Here is a 17,892-nt window from a genome sequence, read left to right as displayed (position 1 = left end):
TGTAGCCAGCCGTCTCAAGAGCCCACGCCGACAGGCCGACCGCGGCGACCGTGCCGAGCAGCCGGAGCATCGTCACTCGCCCCCCAGCGCGATACCGGCGAATATCAGGGCCAGCACGCCAGCGCCGGCTGCGGCGGCCGTTTGTCCGACACCGGAGAACCAGCCGCCGAGGCCTCCGAGGTCGATACCTCCGCCGCTCTGAGCGTCTTCGTACTGTTCGATTAGCTCTTCGTGGCGCTCTTGCTGTTCTTTCCATTCCTCTTCGGTGATGTAGTTGTCGTCAGTCTGGGTTTCGGACCGGGTGAAGTCGGCTTCGTCGTGTTCGTTCCCGTCCGAGTCAGTGAACGTGATAATCTCGAACGGTCCCGTCAGTCGGACGGTTTCGTACTGGGTTTCTTCGGTCGAAGCGAAGTATTCCACGTCCTCGATGTCGCTGATTGCATCGTCCAGCTGGTTGCTCGCATTGTAGGTCCATTCATCCTCTTCTTCGTCATGTTCGAAGTCAGAAGCGAGGATTTCGGCGGTTTCACCAGCGACGGTATGGACGTGGTAGACGGTTTCTTCCCACGGTTCAGATGTGAACGTGATAGTGCCACCGTCGATTCCGGTTTCGTGGGCTCCCCAGTCGCCGGAGCCTTCCGAAACGTCATACGTGAGGTAGAAGTCTTCATCCTCCTCGTCGGGATTAACAGTGCCGGTTGAGAGGGAACCAGAGCCAGTTTTGGCAATCTGACCGTAGACAGTCGCGTCCAGCTCGGGGATATGGACTTCAGCCTCTCGTTCGAGGTCGACGGACACGTTGAGTGCCATCAGGTCGGAAATCGCCTGATTGAAGTCCTCTTCGTCGGCGGTCATCTCGGCCAGCTCACGGGGAGTCAGAAGCTCTTCGGTATCAAGCTCACCGGCTTGAACACTATCGTAGACCTCTTCTACCCAGAGAGAAAGGCCAGAACGTACGTCAGTGAAGAGTTGGACCATCTCTTCATAGATTTCATTCCATTCAGTGAATCGAAGATAATGTACATCATCCTCATCACTGATGGAACAGTAGACCCAACCGTCTTGGGTTCCGAGGCTGGAGCCGTCATGTTTAGCTGGGTCCCAAGACCTTGGCTCTCCTTCACGTCGGACACGTTCAACGTCGAAAGAACCGTCTGGAAGCTCTATTTCGCGTTCTTCGTCATCGATTTCAGGAGGGTCTGAATAGTTGTAATCAGGGAAATCAGCATTGGATTGGCGTGTTGCTACTAGAGTACCCTCAACGTCCGTCTCAGGATGTTCTTCAAGGGTATTAATGAGATTACCAAGCTCATTGAGGGACTCATTCCATCCCTGAAGGAAGTTTTTCATTACGGTGGTTGCGTACTCGTCAGCGGCCTGTTCAGCAGCGTTGTAGACCTCGTCCTGACTCTGTGGGTCGTTAAGAGCCTCAATAGCTGCTATTTTACCGTCTGCGAATGCTGTGTGTTCGATACCTTCGAGGATGTTTCGGTTATCCGTGAACGAGGAGCCGTTGGTGCTCTGGCGAGTGCGTACGATGTCGTAGACACGTTCATGCAGCACCTCAGGCGTAAGGCCCTCAGGAGGGTCGTCACTGCCGGCTACTTCGTACTCGCGGAGTGCCCAGCCGACAGCAGCGGAGCCACCGACAGCGGCAGCTCCGATAGCGATGGGTGGGATTGCTTGAGCGTTCCCGACGGGGTTGAGTCCGGCTTTCGAGCCAGCGCCAGCAGCGAGAGCTGTTCCGGCAGCAGCGGCGGAAAGTCGCACAAAGCCACGCCGAGAGAGTCGAGACTGTCCGATATTGGCCCCCGCCGTGTGGTATGTCTCAGGCTCCCCGCCGTCGGTGCTGCCGGACTTACCAACGTCGGCGCTCATACTGTCACCCCCGCGGCGAGCGCGGCCCCTGCAAGCGCCGTCGCGGCTCCGGCGAGATACAGCGCCATCTCCTCGGCCCGGAGATGCCGGTCAAGGAGCTGCATTAGTTGGCCCTCCCGGCGAGCGCGATACCGCCCACCACGAGCACGAGCGCGCCGACCGCGCCGATACCGAGGCTGGTGTTGTCGATGTCGTCGCCGATGTCGCCGACTCCGCCACCGAAGAAGCTCCCACCGATAGTGCCGACCGCGTCTTCGTCGTCGTCGTAGAGGGCGGCGTTGTCGAAGTGGTAGGCGTCGGCGTCGTCGTCGAGGCTGTCGTTCCAGTCGACTTCCAGCGTTCCGGTGTCGTCGCTCAGTTCCTCGGCGTCGTCGGTTTCGAGCACGTCGCCGTCTTCGTCTTCGATTTGCAGCTCGTCAGCGTCGACAGCGTCCCACTCGAACGTGACTGTGGTCCCGTTCTCAAGGCCGGACAGGTCGATGTCCGGTAGCTCGTCGTCGACGTTGGTAACATCGTGGTCGGTGTTGGTGTCGACCGCCTCGACGACGATTCCGTCGTCTACCTCGTCGAACGTGAGTTCGACATAGTCGTCGTTCGTTTCCTCTGCGAGTGCCGGAGCAGCGGCGGCTCCGGCGAGCGTGGTTGCCAGCACGACTGTCAGGGTCAGAATGAGGGTTGTTCGTTTCATTGTCAGCAGTTGTCGATGATGCCGAAGGTGTCTGCGGCGTCGTATGCGCCGAGGCCGCCGATTATCATTGCCAGTCCGCCGGTCATTTCGGGACCCATTAGGCTGAAAACGTCGAAGCCGAAAAGTCCGTAAGCGGTCCAGCTAAGCGCCGAAAGTGCCAGCACGGCCGAGAGGGCCATACCAGTCACATCGTTGCGAGACATCGCAGGTTGGTAATATCGCTCCGGCTAGAAGTAAGTCGGAAAATCGCAGAAAAGAGACGGATTTCGTCGAATGTCGACGACGGAACTAAGGTAGCCGGATTTCGACGTTGCCGTCGTCGTAGCCGCGGATAATCACGTCCTCGATGTCGTCGGGGTCGGTGTCGACCGCGTCCAGCAGCTCGGCAGGGATGTTGACGCGAACGCTCCCGGCGTCTGTGACTGCGCTCCGGCTCGTCAGACAAATCAGTTCGCGGTCGTCGGTTGTGCTCATCGGTTATCTTCCGTGTTGTCGGTGTCGTCCTTGGTCATGTCGTTGGTAACGATGTAAGCATAGCCGTCCTCGTCGGCCTCGACACACGGAGCCGGGTCGGGGTACCCACAGTCTAAGCAGAGGACAATGTGGGGGCAAAAGTCCACGTATCGGACCAACGTCCCGCAGACGACACAGTCATGCTCATGAACGCTTCCTTGGGGCGTTCGCTCAGTGCCGCCGTCTCCGCGTGGCTCACTCATCGTCCGACCCTCCCGAACGGTCGGTATCCGTGTCTACCGAGCTGTTCACCCACGGGATTCCAAGTCGGCAATGTGCGCAACGACCATCCTCTCGACTCTCGTAGGTTAGAAACACGGCCCGACTTCCGCACTCGCTGCATCGCTCAGTACCGTCCGTGGACTGCTCGATGTCTCCGTCTCCGCGTTGCTCACTCGCCATCGTTGGTAACCTCCCCACCGTCGGCGCGGACGGCTGTCTGATTGCCGTGGTCCCAAACGGTGTTTTCGCAGGCCCAGCCGATAACATCGAGTGCGGGGTCGATGTCGGCGCGTCTCGACTTGATTAGCTTCCGGTGTTCTTTGTCCAGCTCGTCCATCACGGGGCCGTCGCCGCGGTCGTCGTCGTTGGTAGGTTCGCTCTTGGCGAGCGTGTCGGCCTGTCGGTCGGCCGTCTCCTGTCGGCGTTCGACTTCCTCGACTGTTCGGCGTCGAACGGTGATACGGCCACATTTGACCGCGATATAGCCGTCCTCTCGGAGCGGCTCAAGGTATCGTCGCCGGACGCTCGACTTCGCGCAGTCCGTGCTATACAGGGCGTCTTCGGCTTCGTCGACCGAGATACGGCGCGGGCCGCGTGGGTGGTCGCTCACGTCCAATAACGTCATAAAGGCGTCCCGCAGGTCGGGGTGCTCCGGCTTCGCGAGGTCCGGGTTGGTAACTTCGCCGTCGTCGTCGGTGTGTTCGTCGACGTAGTCGCCGATAATCTCCCGCAGGAGTGCGGCCCGGCTCATATCTTTGTCGTCGGCGATGTCGTCCAGCTCGCCGACATCGAAGGCCGACTTGGGGTTGACCGATATGCGTGTTGGGTTCTGCTCGATGTCTTTGCTCATAGCTGCACCCCCAACGTAGTCGACCGGCGACTACGTAGTGAATCGCAAGAAGGCGTTGGGAATGGCAATACGTAGTCGGACCCCCCCATACGCTTGCGGAGGCGGCTTCACGCGCGGGGGCGCGTGCGCGTTGCTGTCGTCGTCGCCGTCGCGGTCGTCGGTGTCGCTGTTTGAGTTTGAGCGTCATCGGTTGCGTCCTCCGTCGGTGGCGGCTCGGTCGACCGCGTCCTCGATGTCGTCGGCGTGCCGGCGGTCGTCGGATGCGAGCTCGATGCGGTCGCCGCGGGCGTCGTGCAGGCCGAGGGCGTCGGCTTTCCGCAGGGCGATGAGATGAGCACACGGCCCGCTGTGGAATTTGAAGCCCTGACAGTCACAGCGGCCCTGATAGCCGCGGCCGTCGTGGTGCAGCTCGCAGATATGTGCTTCGTCGCCGTCGGGGAGTGCGACGGCCCACTCGCGCCACGACATCCGGCAGATAACGGCGTTTAGTGGGTCGGAGCGGTCCCACGATTCGCTGCCGTCGTCGCGTTCGGCCTCGAAGTCGAGTTTAGAAGTCATGGCTGGCACCCCCTCCGCCCAACATAGCTCCGCAACGGCCGCAGTAGTCGCGTCCGGAGTCGTCCGTCTGTCGGATGGGCGGGCCGTCACAGCGGCAGGCGTCAGCCGTCATGGCTGGCACCCCCGGTATTGATGTGTCTGTTTACCTGAGGTACCAAAGTATTGAAGCGGGTAGTGGGCCGGCGCGAATTCGAATCGCGGTTACGGCCACCCGAAGGCCGAAGGATACCAAGCTACCCCACCGGCCCGCACTCGGATGGTAGCCGTCGGCGAGTTTAAGCGTTGTGGTCCGTGGATATCCAGTGGGAAAACGTCACATCGAGGCGGTTGCGGCCGCCGCCGGGTCGTCGTTCTCACGGAGCCAGAGGTAGGCCTCGATGATGACGCCGTAGCCGACGATGCCGAGGAAGCCGGCGACCAAGATGGATGCGACCTCGCTTGCCACCATCGACCCGGTAACTGCCGCAGCAATCGAGACGACACTTGAAACGAGGCCGACGGCGATGCCAACGATGAGAATCAGCGCAAACAGCCGCCAGCGGTTGCCCGAGGCCAGTTGCCAGCTACGGCGCAGCGACGACAGCGGCCCCTCGTCTTCGACCCCGATAACGACGAGGTAGAACGCGAAACTGACGAGCAAAAAGAGGCCGGGGATGACGAGCAAAAGCGTCCCGACCCCGATAGCGACCGTCGCGAGTAGCCCCGCGACGAGTGCCGCAAGGGTCGCTCGGAGGATACGTCTGGTGTACAGCGACGGGGGGAACGTCGAGAGCGCTGCGTGCGGACGGGCCAGCGCGCGGGCGGCGACAACGGCGACAGCAACGCCAAAGAGATATCCAAGGACCGCAATCGCCGCCGCGGCGTCGGCCGAAAGCGGCAGCGTCAGGCCGATGTCGGCCTCAGCGGCGGCCTCGGCCGGCAGCAGCGCTTCGAAGAGTGTGTTCGTCGCGGCGACAAGCGGGAGCTGATAGGCTATCAGGACGACTGCCAGCACGAGGCCGGTCTTCGTCGCCGCACGCTCGATACCGTCAGCTATCGTCTGTCCGATTGGGAGGGCCATGCCGACGCTTCCGCGCAATGTGATATAAACCTGCGCGTCGCTCAGTAGCGATTGTAGCCGTCGGTGTCGAGGTAGTTGTGTGCGACCGTAATCGCGTGGTCGGCATGCAGCGGCTCCGGACCCAGCGAGACGCGCCGGTCGGCGTGAGCAGCAAGCAGTGCTGTCTCAGCGTCGTCGAAGGAGTGGTGGTCAGACAGGACGAAGGTCGGCTCGGCGGACGGGTCGATGTCGACGACCGGTTGGCCGTCCTCGTGGAGTGTCACGAGCGGGCCGTCGTCTGCGACCGACTCCAGTAGCCCGGAAAGTGACTGCGTGCGGATGTAGACGCCGGGTGAAGGGTTGGCTGCCATCGAGCCGATAGCTTTCTCGCGGGCCGCAAGCGCCCCTCGGACGAGCGCTGCCGTCGAGCGCTCGTCCGGGTTCAGCCGGCGGAGTTCGCTTCCCTCGAAGCGGATAGCGTACTCGTCGCCGACAACAAGCCATACCCGGACGTTATCCCGGAGGTCGTGAGACAGGAAGAAAGCGCTGTTGAGACACCGGCAGAGGACATCGAGCCGGCCAGCCCCGGGAAGGTCTGCAAGCGAGACCGCGTCGGGGTCGGTCGGGACATCGTGGCCGATGACGATGAACTGTCGCATACCGACGGTGGGTGGCGGAGGCCTAAATCGCCGCCGCTTCGTGGTCACCGGGACCGTCTCCGGGGGTTACCACGTCAACCCTTCGTAGACGAGTCCTTCGCGGCGGCCCACGATGCGCCGGCCGTCCACGACGACCGGTTCAGCCATCGCATCGAACTCCGCGTCGAGGTCGGCAAACGCCGGCCAGCCGGCGAGGAACGCGGCGGCGTCAGCCCCATCGAGCGCGGCGGCCGCCGAGTCGGCATACTCGATGTCCGGGTATGTCTCGGCCATCGCATCGGCTGCGCGAGGGTCGTATGCGACGACGGACGCGCCGCGGTCGCGAAGCCCCGCAATGACCGGCTTGGCCTGAGAGCCGCGGACATCGTCGGAGCCGGCCTCGGATGCAAGGCCGAGTACCGCGACGCGGGCACCAGCAAGTTCACAATGGGATTCCAACAGCGACAGCAGCCGTTGGGGCTGGCGGTCGTTGACCTCGATAGCGGCTTCGAGCATCGCCGGCTCGTATCCAGCGTCACGGGCGGCCGAGGCGAGCGCGGTAGTGTCTGCCGGCAGGCGGCTGCCACCCCATCCGACACCCGACTGCAGGAACCGCTCGCTGATGCGGTCGTCCTCGCCGAGCGCGTCGGCGACGGCGTACGTGTCGACGCCGACTTCCTTGCAGACGTTTCCGATGTCGTTGATGAGACTGGCCTTCGCCGCAAGGAAGGCGCTGTTTGCGTACTTTATCATCGTCGCTTCCTGGCGGCCAGTCTCGACGACGGGCACGTCCCAGTCGCTGACGAGCGGGTGGTACAGCTCCGCAAGCCGGTCGAGCGCGCGGTCGTCGCCGTCGGTGCCGATGACGATACGGTCCGGTTCCATGAAGTCGTCGACAGCGCTGCCCGCCCGGAGGAACGCGGGATTGACCGCGACGCCGAAGTCTTCGCCTTCGGTCATGCCGCTTGCAGCCTCAAGCGTCGGTAGCAGCTCTGATTCGACAAAACCGGGCAGCGCGGTCGATTTCACGACAACGAGGTGGTAGCCGTCGGCGTCAGCCAGTGCCGCTCCGACCGCCTCGGCGGCAGCCAAGAGCGCGCCGGTGTCGGGCGAGCCGTCCTCGTCTGTCGGCGTTGGGGAGGCAAGCATCGTCAGGTCCGTCTCCAGTATCGCCGCGTGGTCCGTCGTCGCCGTTAGTCCGCGGCCGGCGTAGGCGGTCACCATCGGGCCGAGCCCCGGTTCATCGACGGGGGTCTCGCCCCGCGAGAGCGCTTCAACAGTCGCTTCGTCAGTATCGACGGCGGTCACCTCGTGTCCGAGGTCGGCCAGACAGGCCGCAACGGTGGTCCCGAGGGAGCCGCTGCCGACGACGCTTACGTTCATGTCACCCCGTATCGGGGCCCGAGGTTTGAGGGTTTGCTTCCCGCGGCGGCGGCATCAGGCCAGTCCGACAGCTTCCTCGTAGGCCCCGTAGTGGTCCTCGAAGACGCCCATGATCTCGCCCATCGTCGCGTAGGCTTTCACCGCGTCGATGATGGGCGGCATGACGTTGTCGTCGTTCTCGATAGCTGCCGAAAGCGCCGCAAGCGCCTCTTCGACGGCATCGTCGTCACGGTCGTTTTTGACCGCTTCGAGGCGGTCCCGCTGGCGACGCTGGACCTCGTCGTCGACGGTGAGAATCTCCGGGGACGTCTCCTCGTCGATAGTGTAGTCGGTCACACCGACGACTGTCTCGGTGCCATCCTCGATGCGGTTTTGGTATTCGTACGATGCTTCCTGAATCTCCCGGTGGAAGTAGCCGCGCTCGATACCCGCCAACACGCCGTCGCGGATGGAGCCGTCGCCCATCTCCCGTATCTCGTCGAGGTAGTCGACGATGTCGGACTCCAGTTCGTCGGTCAGCGACTCGACCGCAAAGCTTCCGCCGAGCGGGTCGACGATGTCGGCCGCTCCGGACTCCTCGGCGAGTATCTGCTGGGTGCGGAGCGCGACCCGGACCGCCTCCTCGCTCGGCAGCGCCAGCGCCTCGTCGTAGCTGTTGGTGTGAAGCGACTGCGTGCCGCCGAGCACCGCCGCCATCGCCTGTACTGTTGTCCGGACGATGTTGTTCAGCGGTTGCTGGGCCGTCAGCGACTGACCTGCCGTCTGGGTGTGGAACTTCAGCCGCCGGGCATCATCGGTCTCAGCGCCGTACCACTCAGCGAGCAAGCGAGCGTAGACGCGGCGAGTCGCGCGGAATTTGGCGACCTCCTCGAAGATGTCGTTGTGAGAGTTGAAAAAGAACGACAGAAGCGGCGCGAACGCATCGACATCGAGCCCACGGTCCATGCAGGCCTCAACGTAGGCAAAGCCGTCAGCGAGCGTGAACGCGGCCTCCTGCGTTGCCGTCGACCCCGCCTCGCGGATGTGATAGCCGGACACCGAAATCGGGTGGAACTTCGGCGTCTCCTCGACGGCGAACTCGACCGTGTCGACGACGATATCCAGCGACGGCTCCGGGGGGACGGCCCACTCCTTCTGTGCGATGAACTCTTTGAGCATGTCGTTTTGGAGCGTGCCGCGGATCTCCGACCGTGGGACGCCCTGTCTGTCCGCCAGCGCGACGTACATCGCATAGATGACCGGCGCAGAGGGGTTGATCGTAAACGAGGTTGAAACCTCGCCGATGTCGATGCCGTCGAAGAGGATCTCCATATCCCGGAGCGTGTCGACGGCGACCCCCTCCTTGCCGACCTCGCCGTCGCTCATCGGAGCGTCCGAGTCGATACCCATAAGCGTCGGCATATCGAAGGCCGTCGAGAGTCCGGTCTGTCCCTCATCGATGAGGTAGTGGAACCGCTCGTTGGTCTCGGCGGCAGTCCCGAAGCCAGCGAACTGCCGCATCGTCCACGTTCGGCCGCGGTACATCGTCGGATAGACGCCGCGAGTGTAGGGCGGCTCGCCCGGATACCCGAGGTCGGCCGCATAATCGAGGTCAGCAACGTCTGCTGGGGTGTACAGCCGGTCGACCTCGCGGTTGGAGACTGTCGCAAACCGCTCCCGCCGCTCGCTGTCGTCGTGTGTCTCCGAGGCCCACCGCTTTCGCTCCTCCCGTATGGTCTCGAGGTCCTCCTCGTCGAACATAGCCGAACTTCGTCGGGCGAATGCATGAATGTTGGTGACGGATACCACACGAGGGCAGACAAAAGCGGCCGCGTTCCCGACGGCAGCCGGCTACTCTTCTTGAAGCCGCTCGGTCGTCTCGACCAGCGGGTGGTGGGCGTAGTCGACCTCTTGGATATCCTCGATGCGTTCGAGGTCGCACTTGCGGGCCGTTTCGGCCATCCCGAGCTCAACCCGCCGGTCCAGAACGATAACGTAGGCATCCATTTCCTCGATACCGAGCCGGCTGGCGGCCTTGACCCGGTGGTGGCCGTCGGCGAGCAGCAGCTCGCCGGCGTTGTCGATTACTACGAGCGGCTCTGCAAGACCGTTTTCCAGCTCGTAGCTTCGCCCTTCGAGTTCATCGGTGTAGACCTTCGTCTGTGTCGGCGTCAGCGAGTTCAGCTCGACCGTCCGTCGGTCCTCCGTGGCTTCGACGCCGTGGATGTTTTCCAGTGTCTCCTTCAGCTTGCCGACCTTCTCCGGGGTCGCCCGCTCGATCTGCGAGCGGATGACGTCGGCATTGGAGATGATACCGACGAGATTGCCGGCATCGTCGACGACCGGGAGCTGCTGGATGCCCGACCGGAGGATGACGCGGGCAGCATCAGTGAGCTTCATGTCCGGGTGAGCGACGATGATATCTTCGGTCATCACCTTGAAAATCGGTTCGTGGTCCTCGGCGAGCAGTAAGTCCCGGGCGCTGACGAAGCCGTCGACTGTCCGGCCGTCACAGACCGGATAGCCGCTGTGAGAGTCACTGTCGGCAATGCGCTGGGCGACGTCTTCGACGGTGTCGTCGGGCGATACCGTCGCGACATCGCGTGTCATGTAGTCGTCGACTTTCGGCTTATCCCTGCTGTCGAGGCCGTCGTCCGGGGCGTCCATCGGTACTGATGAGGGCCCGACGCGGCAAAAAGCTCACTCAACGCCGCCGAAGGTGTCGGCGTAGACAAACGGGACATAGTCCGGTGTCATCCCGACGGCCTCGAAGAACCGCTCGGTGATGACGTCCTCGATAACGCTCCGCCGCTCCCGTTCGTCGGCGTCATCGAGGAGAATACCGACCGGTATCTGGGCGCCGGCCATGTCCGCGTGGCCGCCGGCGCTGCCGATTTGCCCGAACGCTTCCCGGAGTGTTTCACCGAGGTCGAGGTCGGCTGCTCGCGCCCGCGCGGAGATAAACACCGTCTCGTCGGTGTAGCCACAGACGAGGGTCGTAGAGATGTCCTGCATGTTCAACAGCTTGTCCGCAGCCTGCGAGAGCGCGTCTCTGTCGGAAACCTGTCCGACACAGGTCACCAGTACGTCGTCTCTGACGGTTCGGTTCGAGATGGCCCGCTGGACGGTTTCGAGCGTCCCGGCAGTCACGCTCGGCGATTCGATTCGCTGCAGTGCCTCCCTGTCGGCGGTCTCGATGAGCGCTGCCGCCGCCTCGAAGTCAGCCCGGGCGACCCCTCGGCTGAACGACTGCGTGTCCGTCCAGATGCCGTACAGGAGGCCGCTGGCGAGATTCTCGTCGATGGGAATGCCCAGTTCGCGCAGGTACCCGGCCACCAACGTACAGGTCGCGCCGACATCGCTTCGCAGGTCGACAAAGCGCGCCTGTATCGGTTGGCGAGGCGGGTGGTGGTCGATGACAATGTCGATGTCCGCTTCGGGCGGCAAGCCGTCGTTAGCCCCCGGCCGCGAGTGGTCAACGAGTGCGATACCACCGAACGACGAGGGGTCGCAGTCGGCATCGAGACTGCGAAGGTCGAACTCCAGCAGGTTGACCAGCGCCCGGTTTTCCTGATGATTGATGTCGCCGTAATAACAGGCGGTCGCCTCGACGCCCGCGGCCTCGGCAATGCGTTTGAGGCCGATGGCCGACCCGATGGCGTCGGGGTCGGGGTTGTCGTGGGCAACGACCGCGAGCGGCCCGTCGATAGTCCGGAGTACGTGCTGGAGCTTTCGGGTCCGGAGACCGCCCTCGCCGACGGCCGCCAGTAGCTTGTCACGCGTCTCCGCGAGTCCGTCAACGACACGGTCAGCGACAGCCGCAACCTCCGACCGAACCGGTTCGGATGGTTGTCGGCCAAAGCAGGCGAGCAGAAAGGTATCCGGGTAAGCACTGCGCGCCGCGTCGGCGATGGCTGCCGCCTCTGGACTCGCCTCGGGCGCGACGACGACCGACGCAGCGTCGCCGGCGACTGTCCTGATAGCGGCCGGGTCGGTGGGGTCGACCACCCGGGTGTCGATGCCGCTGTCCCGGAGCGTGTCGGCGCGGGCTTCGTCGCCGACAAGCACCAGCAGCGATGCCGGCTGCTCGGCGAGTTGCTCGACGAACTGCCGGGTCCCCGGCGCACACCCCAACACCAACCGGTCCATAATCAAAGCGTGCGCGCTCGATAGCCTAAAGTATGCTGGAGGGCGCTACAGCAGCGCCGCCGCCGCGTCGAAGGCGGCCCCGTCGAAGACAAATAGACCGGGCAGCAACAGCACCGTCACGGCTGCTGCGGCCATTACGGCAGCATACAGCGCGGTGGGATATCGCTCGATGGTAAGCGACTCCGCCGGCGATTCTATCCACATTGCCTTGACAACCCGACTGTAGTAGTACAGGCTCAAGGCGCTGTTTATCGCCAGTACGACCGCGAGCCACCAGACGCCGGTGCCGACCGCGCCGACGACGAGGTAGTATTTCGAGAGGAACCCGCCGCCGACCGGAAGGCCCGCAAGCGAAAACAGGAAGATGGTCATCGCCACGCAGGCCAGCGGCGCCTCACGGGCAAGCCCGTTGTAATCCTCGAAGGTGCGGCCAACGTCCCAGTGTTCGACCATCGCCACAAAGAGGAACGCGCCGGTGTTCATAAAGCCGTAGACGAGCAGGTGCAACATGCTCGCGCCGAGCACCGTCGCCTCCGCGGTGGGGCCGCCCACGTTCGTCAGTGCCGCCAGTCCGATGAGGACGTAGCCGGCGTGGCCGATAGACGAGTACGCGAGCATCCGCTTGACGTTCGACTGGGTCGCTGCCGCGAAGTTCCCGACCGTCATCGTGACGACGGCGAGAATCTGGAAGAGGAGCACCCAGTCGACAGTCGCTGCGACTTCCTGAATCGGGAAGCCGACAAGCAGCACCCGGAAGGCGATGACGAAGCCAGCGGCCTTCGAGGCCGACGAGAGGAACGCCGCGACCGGTGCAGGGGCTCCCTCGTAGGCATCAGGTGCCCAGAAGTGGAACGGCACCGACGCCGTCTTGAACGCGAAGCCGCCGATGACCATCAACAGCCCCACACCGAAGACACCGGGATGGGTGCTTGCCGCTTCGCCGACGCTGGCAGCGATGTCGCCAAGCAAGAAGCTGCCGGTCGTCGCATAGATGAGCGAGATACCGTACAGCATGATACCCGACGACAGCGCTCCGATGAGGAAGTACTTCAGACCCGCCTCGACGGAGCCGCGGTTGTTCTTCAGGTACGCAACGAGGGCGTACGACGGCAGGCTCGCGAGCTCAAGCGAGATGAAGACGACCACGAGGCTGTTGGCCGAGGCCATAAGCGACATCCCGGTCGCCGCAAGCGAGATGAGCAGGTAGTACTCGGCCTTGTGGGGCAGGTCACGGATGTAATCCAGCGACGCGACCGCAACCAGCGCGGTCACGCTGCCGAAGATGAACGTAAACAGGAGGCTCATCCCGTCGACCACTAGCTGGCCGCCGAACAGCTCGACGCCGCCGGCCGCCGTCTCCGAAAGCAAGAGCACACCGGCGATGGCGGCGGCAGCGAGCCCGCCGGCGGTAGTGACCCCCGACAACAGCCAGCCGCTCGTTTCGTCGGACGAGATGGCGTCGACGACGAACAGTGCCAGGGCTGCCGTAATGAAGGCAGCCGGCGGTGCAAGCAGGAGCCAGTCGGATACCATCAGAGGTCACCTCCGAAATCGTAATCAATGACGCTGTGTGTCGCATCCCGTATCATCTCGAAGATGAGGTCGGGGGCGACACCGAGTGCGATGATGAGCGCCACGAGCGTCAACAGCGGAACGATGTCGTGAACCGGTGCTCGCTCCAGTTCGTAGTCGGTCTCCAGTCGGAAGGGGCCGAAAAGCGACCGCTGCATCGCCCACAGCAGGTAGCCGGCAACGACGACGATGCCGAACATCCCCGCTGCGGTAATGACAGGCGCGTAAGGGAGAATCGCCGACTGGAACGCGCCGATGAAGACAAACAGCTCGGCCATGAAGCCGGCCATCAGCGGCAGCCCCATGTAGCCGAACGCGCCGGCGATGAAGATGCCGGCCGTCACCGGCATCCGGTCTGCGAGCCCGCCCATGTCACCGACCATCCGGGTGTGGGTGGCGTTGTAGAAGACGCCGACCGTCATGAACAGCAGCCCGGAAATGAGGCCGTGGGCGATCATCTGGAAGGTCGCGCCACCGACCCCGTAGACGGTGTAGGCGACGAGCCCGAGGATGACATACCCCATCGAGGAGACCGACGAGTAGGCGACGATACGCTTGAGGTCTTTCTGTGCCAGCGCCAACAGCGCTCCGTAGAGTATCGAGATGATGGCGATGAGAGCGATAGGGACTGCGAACGTCTCGACTTGGTCCGGCAACATTGTGAAGTTGAACCGGAGCAGCGCGTAGGTACCCATCTTCAGCAGGACACCGGCCAACAGCACCGACACCGGTGTCGGCGCTTCAACGTGGGCGTCCGGCAGCCACGTGTGGAACGGCACGACGGGGACCTTCACCGCAAAGCCGACAAACATCGCGAGGAAGGCCGCCATCGCCAGCATATCAGGCCCGATACCGACCGCCGCGGTGCCGAGATAGCCGAGCTGGTCGGCACGAAGCGCCTGTGCGACCGCCGGCATCCCCGTCGAAGAAACGGCGTCGCCGAGGCCGAAGACCAGCGCGAAATAGCCGATGAACATCACAAGCGAGGCGATGTTCGTGTAGACGAAGAACTTGATAGCGGCGTACTTCCGGCGCGGGCCGCCCCAGACGCCGATGAGCAGATACATCGGAATCAGAACGGCCTCCCAGAAGACAAACCAGAGGATGAAATCCAGCGCGGCGAAGACGCCGATGAGGCTCCCCTCAAGCAGCAGGACCAGCCCGTAGAACTCGCTTTGGCGCTCGTCGATGGGCGTCCACGCGCTCAGGATGGCAAGCGTCGTCAGCACCGTCGACAGCACGACAAGCGGCAGCGAAATGCCATCGAGGCCAACGTGGTAGGAGACCGTGTATTGGCCGAGTTGGAGCCATTCGGTGGCCGTCTCGTAGGCGATGTCGCCGCCGAGCAACGCGTTACCGCTGCCGTCGAAGGCGGCGTACATATACAGCGAGACGACAAGCGGCGGCACCGAGAGCCCGAGCGCGAGCTTGTGGGCATACCGGTCCGGAGCGATGAAGACGGCCGCTGCGCCGACCAGACACAGGAGGATGAGCGCTTCGATAAACATTCAGAACCACCCCCCAAGCACGGCGAAGAAGACAAGCAGCGCCAACAGGCCAAGGATGATGAGCGCTGCGTAGTTGGTCACGAGGCCGGTCTGGAGCCGCCGGACGCGGTCGCCGGCCGCGAGGCTCACACTCGATGTTGCGTTGACCGCGCCGTCGATAACACCTTGGTCAAAGGTGTCGGCGGCCTTCGAGAGGCGGACGGTAAAGCCCTCCGCGAGCCACACCTGATACTCGTCTTGGTAGTAGTTGTGCATGAGAACCGTCTGGAGACTGCCGAGTTTCGCCGTATGTCGAACGGGGTCGCTACCGCGATAGAGGCCGTAGGCGGAGCCGGCACCGAGAAGCGCAAGCCCGAGGCCGAGGCCGGCACCGAGAAGCACCGTCATCTCTTCGCCGCCACCGAGATAGCCCGTCTCGTAGCCGGCGTAGGCGGCCGTTTCGAGTAGCTCGCTGTAGTGGGCATTGTCCGTGAGTAGCCCCACATCGCGGCTCAGGAACTCAGAGAGGAAGGACACCTCAAGCCCAGTGAGCTTCTCGACCGGAACGAGGTTGATAACGCCGGCGACGACCGCCAGCACGCCGAGCACCGAAAGCGGCGTCTTGACGTTCCAGCGGACACCGTGTGGGTCCTCGGCGGTATCGCTCCGTGGCTCACCGTGGAAGGTGAGCATCACCATCCGGATGGTGTAGAAGCCGGTCAGGAAAACCGCCCCCAGCGCCATGATATAGGCGCCGAGCAGGAGGGTGCTTCCACCGAGGGCGTGTACCAGCGTATCGAAGAGCACCTCGTCTTTCGACCAGAAGCCCGAGAAGGGGAAGATGCCGGCCAGCGCGAGCGAACCAGCCAGGAACGTGAGGTAGGTCACCCGCATCTCGTCTTTCAGGCCGCCCATGTCCCACATGTTCTCGTTGTGGTGCATCGCGATGATTACCGCGCCAGCCCCGAGGAACAGCAGCGCCTTGAAGATGGCGTGGGTTGTCAGATGGAAGAACGCGGCGACGTAGCTGCCAGCGCCCAGTGCGACCATCATGTAGCCGTACTGGCTAATCGTCGAGTACGCCAGCACCTGCTTGATTTCGTTTTTGACGACGCCCATCGTCGCGGCGAACAGTGCCGTGAAGCCGCCGACGAAGGCGATAATCGCCAGCACCGTCGGCAGCAGGGCGTAGAAGCCGTACATCCGGGCGATAAGGAAGACACCGGCCGCCACCATCGTCGCGGCGTGAATCAGCGCTGAGACGGGGGTCGGACCTTCCATCGCGTCCGGCAGCCATGTGTGCAGCGGGAACTGCGCGGACTTACCGAGAACACCGCCCAAAACGAGCAGACCGAGAACCGACAGCCAGCCTTCAACTGAGAGGCCGAAGGTCTGGATGGCGGCTTCGCCGTCGAGGGCGGCTTGGGCGAGCGCCGGGAAGCCCTCCGCGCCGGCGAACTGGGCGGTGCCGAACGTCACGAGCACCCCGACGACGCCGACGAGGAAGAAGTAGTCGCCGAAGCGGGTGACGAGGAACGCCTTCTTGGCCGCCGACGGCGGCGCGTCCTCGCGGAACCAATGGCCGATGAGCAGGTAGGAACACAGCCCCACGAGTTCGAAGAAGACGAAGGCCATGAACAGGTTGTCAGCGATGACGAACGCGAGCATGCTCGCCGTAAAGAGGCTCAGGCCGGCGTAGTACCGCGGCAGGCCGGGCTCGCCCTCGTCGTTCATGTAGCCGAGCGAGAAGACGTGAACGAGGAAAGCGATAAGCGAGACGATGACGAGCATCGACGCCGACAGCTGGTCGATGAGGATACCGAAGCTCAACTCGACGATTTCATCGCCAGCAACGAGCGTATACCACGTCTGATTGTGCGGTTCGCCAGTGAGGACGAGCCAGCCGAGCGTCACGACAGATAGCCCAAGCGTCGCCGCCGTCGCGAAGATACCGGCGATAGCTCCCTTCTTCGGCATCCACTGGCCGAAGACGAGACTGATAATAAACGTCGCGAGCGGCACGAGCACGATAGCCGGAGTGAGTTGGTATATCAGATCCATCTTACCACCGCAGCGTAGCTGCCTCCGTCACGTCGACGCTGTCGAAGTTCCGATGCAACACGAGGATGATACCGATGCCGATGGCGACTTCGGCGGCCGCAAGCGCCATCGTAAACAGCACGAACACCTGTCCGGTCACCTCGCCCCAATAGAAGGCGAAGACGACGAGGTTGATGTTGGCGGCGTTGAGCAACAGCTCGACGCTCATCAGGAACATCAACGCGTTGCGTCGGGTCAGAATGCCGAACAGGCCGATGCAGAAGACGGCCGCCGAAAGGACCAGATAATACTCGGCGGGGACGGTCTCAAGTACCATCACTCCTCACCCCCTTTAGCGAGCATGATTGCGCCGTCAAGTGCAGCGTCCAGGACCAGCGCGATGAGGATGAACGAAACGAGGAACCCTTCGCTGTCGATATCCCCACCGGGCAGGTCGAACATCGCGTAGCCGATGGATTCTGTCACCGACCCCTCCGGGAACGCCCCCGACGTTCCGAATCCGGCGGTCAAAAACACCGCCGCGAGGAAGGCAAAGAGCCCGACGGCCAACACGCCGGCGAGCTTCGACCCCCGGTAGAGCCGCGGTCGCGTCGTCATGTCAGGGCCTCCCCGCCGGTGTTATCCTGGCGGACGAGCATGACCGCGAATGTAATCAGGATTAATACCCCACCGACGTACACGAGCACCTGAATCACCGCGAGGAACTCGGCGCGTAACATCACGTAGTGGACCGCGACGGAGAACAGCGCGGCGCCGAGAAACAGCGCCGAATGCCACACGTCACGGGCCAACACGACGCCCAGGCTCGCCCCAACCGTTAGCAGGGCGAACAACAGAAACGCCAGTGTCTCAAGCGGTACTACAGCCATTACATT

Annotated in this window: 19 protein-coding genes and 1 tRNA gene; all 20 read right to left on the bottom strand. The window is 63.2% G+C overall.

What is annotated here, in order from left to right; genetic code table 11:
- Positions 1 to 72 precede the first annotated feature (72 nt).
- Complete coding sequence (locus NP_RS14350) at positions 73 to 1,770, bottom strand: hypothetical protein (protein WP_148215434.1); 1,698 nt, start codon at positions 1,768 to 1,770, stop codon at positions 73 to 75.
- Positions 1,771 to 1,981: 211 nt separating this feature from the next.
- Positions 1,982 to 2,566, bottom strand: a complete 585-nt coding sequence (locus tag NP_RS05775; RefSeq protein ID WP_011322887.1) for a hypothetical protein — start codon at positions 2,564 to 2,566, stop codon at positions 1,982 to 1,984.
- Between the two features lie 2 nt (positions 2,567 to 2,568).
- Positions 2,569 to 2,769, bottom strand: coding sequence for a hypothetical protein (locus tag NP_RS05770; protein WP_011322886.1), 201 nt, complete (start codon positions 2,767 to 2,769; stop codon positions 2,569 to 2,571).
- A gap of 85 nt (positions 2,770 to 2,854) precedes the next feature.
- A complete protein-coding gene (locus NP_RS05765; protein ID WP_011322885.1) occupies positions 2,855 to 3,040 on the bottom strand; it encodes a hypothetical protein in 186 nt (61 codons plus the stop codon).
- Positions 3,037 to 3,282 (bottom strand): hypothetical protein, encoded by a 246-nt coding sequence (locus NP_RS05760; protein ID WP_011322884.1) that lies wholly within the window; start codon positions 3,280 to 3,282, stop codon positions 3,037 to 3,039. The genes NP_RS05765 and NP_RS05760 overlap by 4 nt, the downstream gene beginning before the upstream one ends.
- Positions 3,283 to 3,470: 188 nt before the next feature.
- Positions 3,471 to 4,151, bottom strand: a complete 681-nt coding sequence (locus NP_RS05755; RefSeq protein ID WP_011322883.1) for a hypothetical protein — start codon at positions 4,149 to 4,151, stop codon at positions 3,471 to 3,473.
- 183 nt (positions 4,152 to 4,334) lie between these two features.
- Positions 4,335 to 4,709, bottom strand: a complete 375-nt coding sequence (locus tag NP_RS05750; RefSeq protein WP_011322882.1) for an SWIM zinc finger family protein — start codon at positions 4,707 to 4,709, stop codon at positions 4,335 to 4,337.
- Positions 4,710 to 4,884: 175 nt separating this feature from the next.
- Positions 4,885 to 4,957, bottom strand: a tRNA-Pro gene (locus NP_RS05745).
- Positions 4,958 to 5,022: 65 nt separating this feature from the next.
- A complete protein-coding gene (locus NP_RS05740) occupies positions 5,023 to 5,769 on the bottom strand; it encodes a hypothetical protein (RefSeq protein ID WP_011322881.1) in 747 nt (248 codons plus the stop codon).
- Positions 5,770 to 5,810: 41 nt separating this feature from the next.
- Complete coding sequence (gene trmY, locus NP_RS05735; RefSeq protein WP_011322880.1) at positions 5,811 to 6,407, bottom strand: tRNA (pseudouridine(54)-N(1))-methyltransferase TrmY; 597 nt, start codon at positions 6,405 to 6,407, stop codon at positions 5,811 to 5,813.
- A gap of 66 nt (positions 6,408 to 6,473) precedes the next feature.
- On the bottom strand, positions 6,474 to 7,769 hold the full coding sequence (locus tag NP_RS05730; protein WP_011322879.1) for a UDP-glucose dehydrogenase family protein: 1,296 nt from the start codon (positions 7,767 to 7,769) through the stop codon (positions 6,474 to 6,476).
- Between the two features lie 54 nt (positions 7,770 to 7,823).
- The gene (locus NP_RS05725) at positions 7,824 to 9,509 is read right to left on the bottom strand and encodes an acyl-CoA mutase large subunit family protein (RefSeq protein WP_011322878.1); all 1,686 of its coding nucleotides are present in this window, start codon (positions 9,507 to 9,509) and stop codon (positions 7,824 to 7,826) included.
- A gap of 90 nt (positions 9,510 to 9,599) precedes the next feature.
- Entirely contained in the window at positions 9,600 to 10,415 is an 816-nt protein-coding gene (locus NP_RS05720) for a CBS pair associated ParBc domain-containing protein (RefSeq protein ID WP_011322877.1), read from the bottom strand.
- 33 nt (positions 10,416 to 10,448) lie between these two features.
- On the bottom strand, positions 10,449 to 11,897 hold the full coding sequence (locus NP_RS05715) for a DHH family phosphoesterase (protein WP_011322876.1): 1,449 nt from the start codon (positions 11,895 to 11,897) through the stop codon (positions 10,449 to 10,451).
- A 45-nt stretch (positions 11,898 to 11,942) separates the two neighbouring features.
- Positions 11,943 to 13,430: an NADH-quinone oxidoreductase subunit N gene (locus NP_RS05710; protein ID WP_011322875.1), complete on the bottom strand. Its 1,488-nt coding sequence runs from the start codon at positions 13,428 to 13,430 to the stop codon at positions 11,943 to 11,945.
- Positions 13,430 to 14,977: a complex I subunit 4 family protein gene (locus NP_RS05705; RefSeq protein WP_011322874.1), complete on the bottom strand. Its 1,548-nt coding sequence runs from the start codon at positions 14,975 to 14,977 to the stop codon at positions 13,430 to 13,432. Before NP_RS05705 ends, NP_RS05710 begins: the two co-directional genes overlap by 1 nt.
- Positions 14,978 to 17,017, bottom strand: a complete 2,040-nt coding sequence (nuoL, locus tag NP_RS05700; RefSeq protein WP_011322873.1) for an NADH-quinone oxidoreductase subunit L — start codon at positions 17,015 to 17,017, stop codon at positions 14,978 to 14,980. It abuts the gene before it with no gap.
- Between the two features lies 1 nt (position 17,018).
- A complete protein-coding gene (nuoK, locus tag NP_RS05695; RefSeq protein WP_011322872.1) occupies positions 17,019 to 17,333 on the bottom strand; it encodes an NADH-quinone oxidoreductase subunit NuoK in 315 nt (104 codons plus the stop codon).
- Entirely contained in the window at positions 17,333 to 17,614 is a 282-nt protein-coding gene (locus NP_RS05690; RefSeq protein ID WP_011322871.1) for a hypothetical protein, read from the bottom strand. Before NP_RS05690 ends, nuoK begins: the two co-directional genes overlap by 1 nt.
- A complete protein-coding gene (locus NP_RS05685; RefSeq protein ID WP_011322870.1) occupies positions 17,611 to 17,886 on the bottom strand; it encodes an NADH-quinone oxidoreductase subunit J in 276 nt (91 codons plus the stop codon). The genes NP_RS05690 and NP_RS05685 overlap by 4 nt, the downstream gene beginning before the upstream one ends.
- Between the last annotated feature and the right edge of the window lie 6 nt (positions 17,887 to 17,892).

Origin of the sequence: Natronomonas pharaonis DSM 2160, assembly GCF_000026045.1 — an archaeon.
Lineage (GTDB): Archaea > Halobacteriota > Halobacteria > Halobacteriales > Haloarculaceae > Natronomonas > Natronomonas pharaonis.
This window is presented reverse-complemented; position numbering and strand designations above follow the sequence as displayed.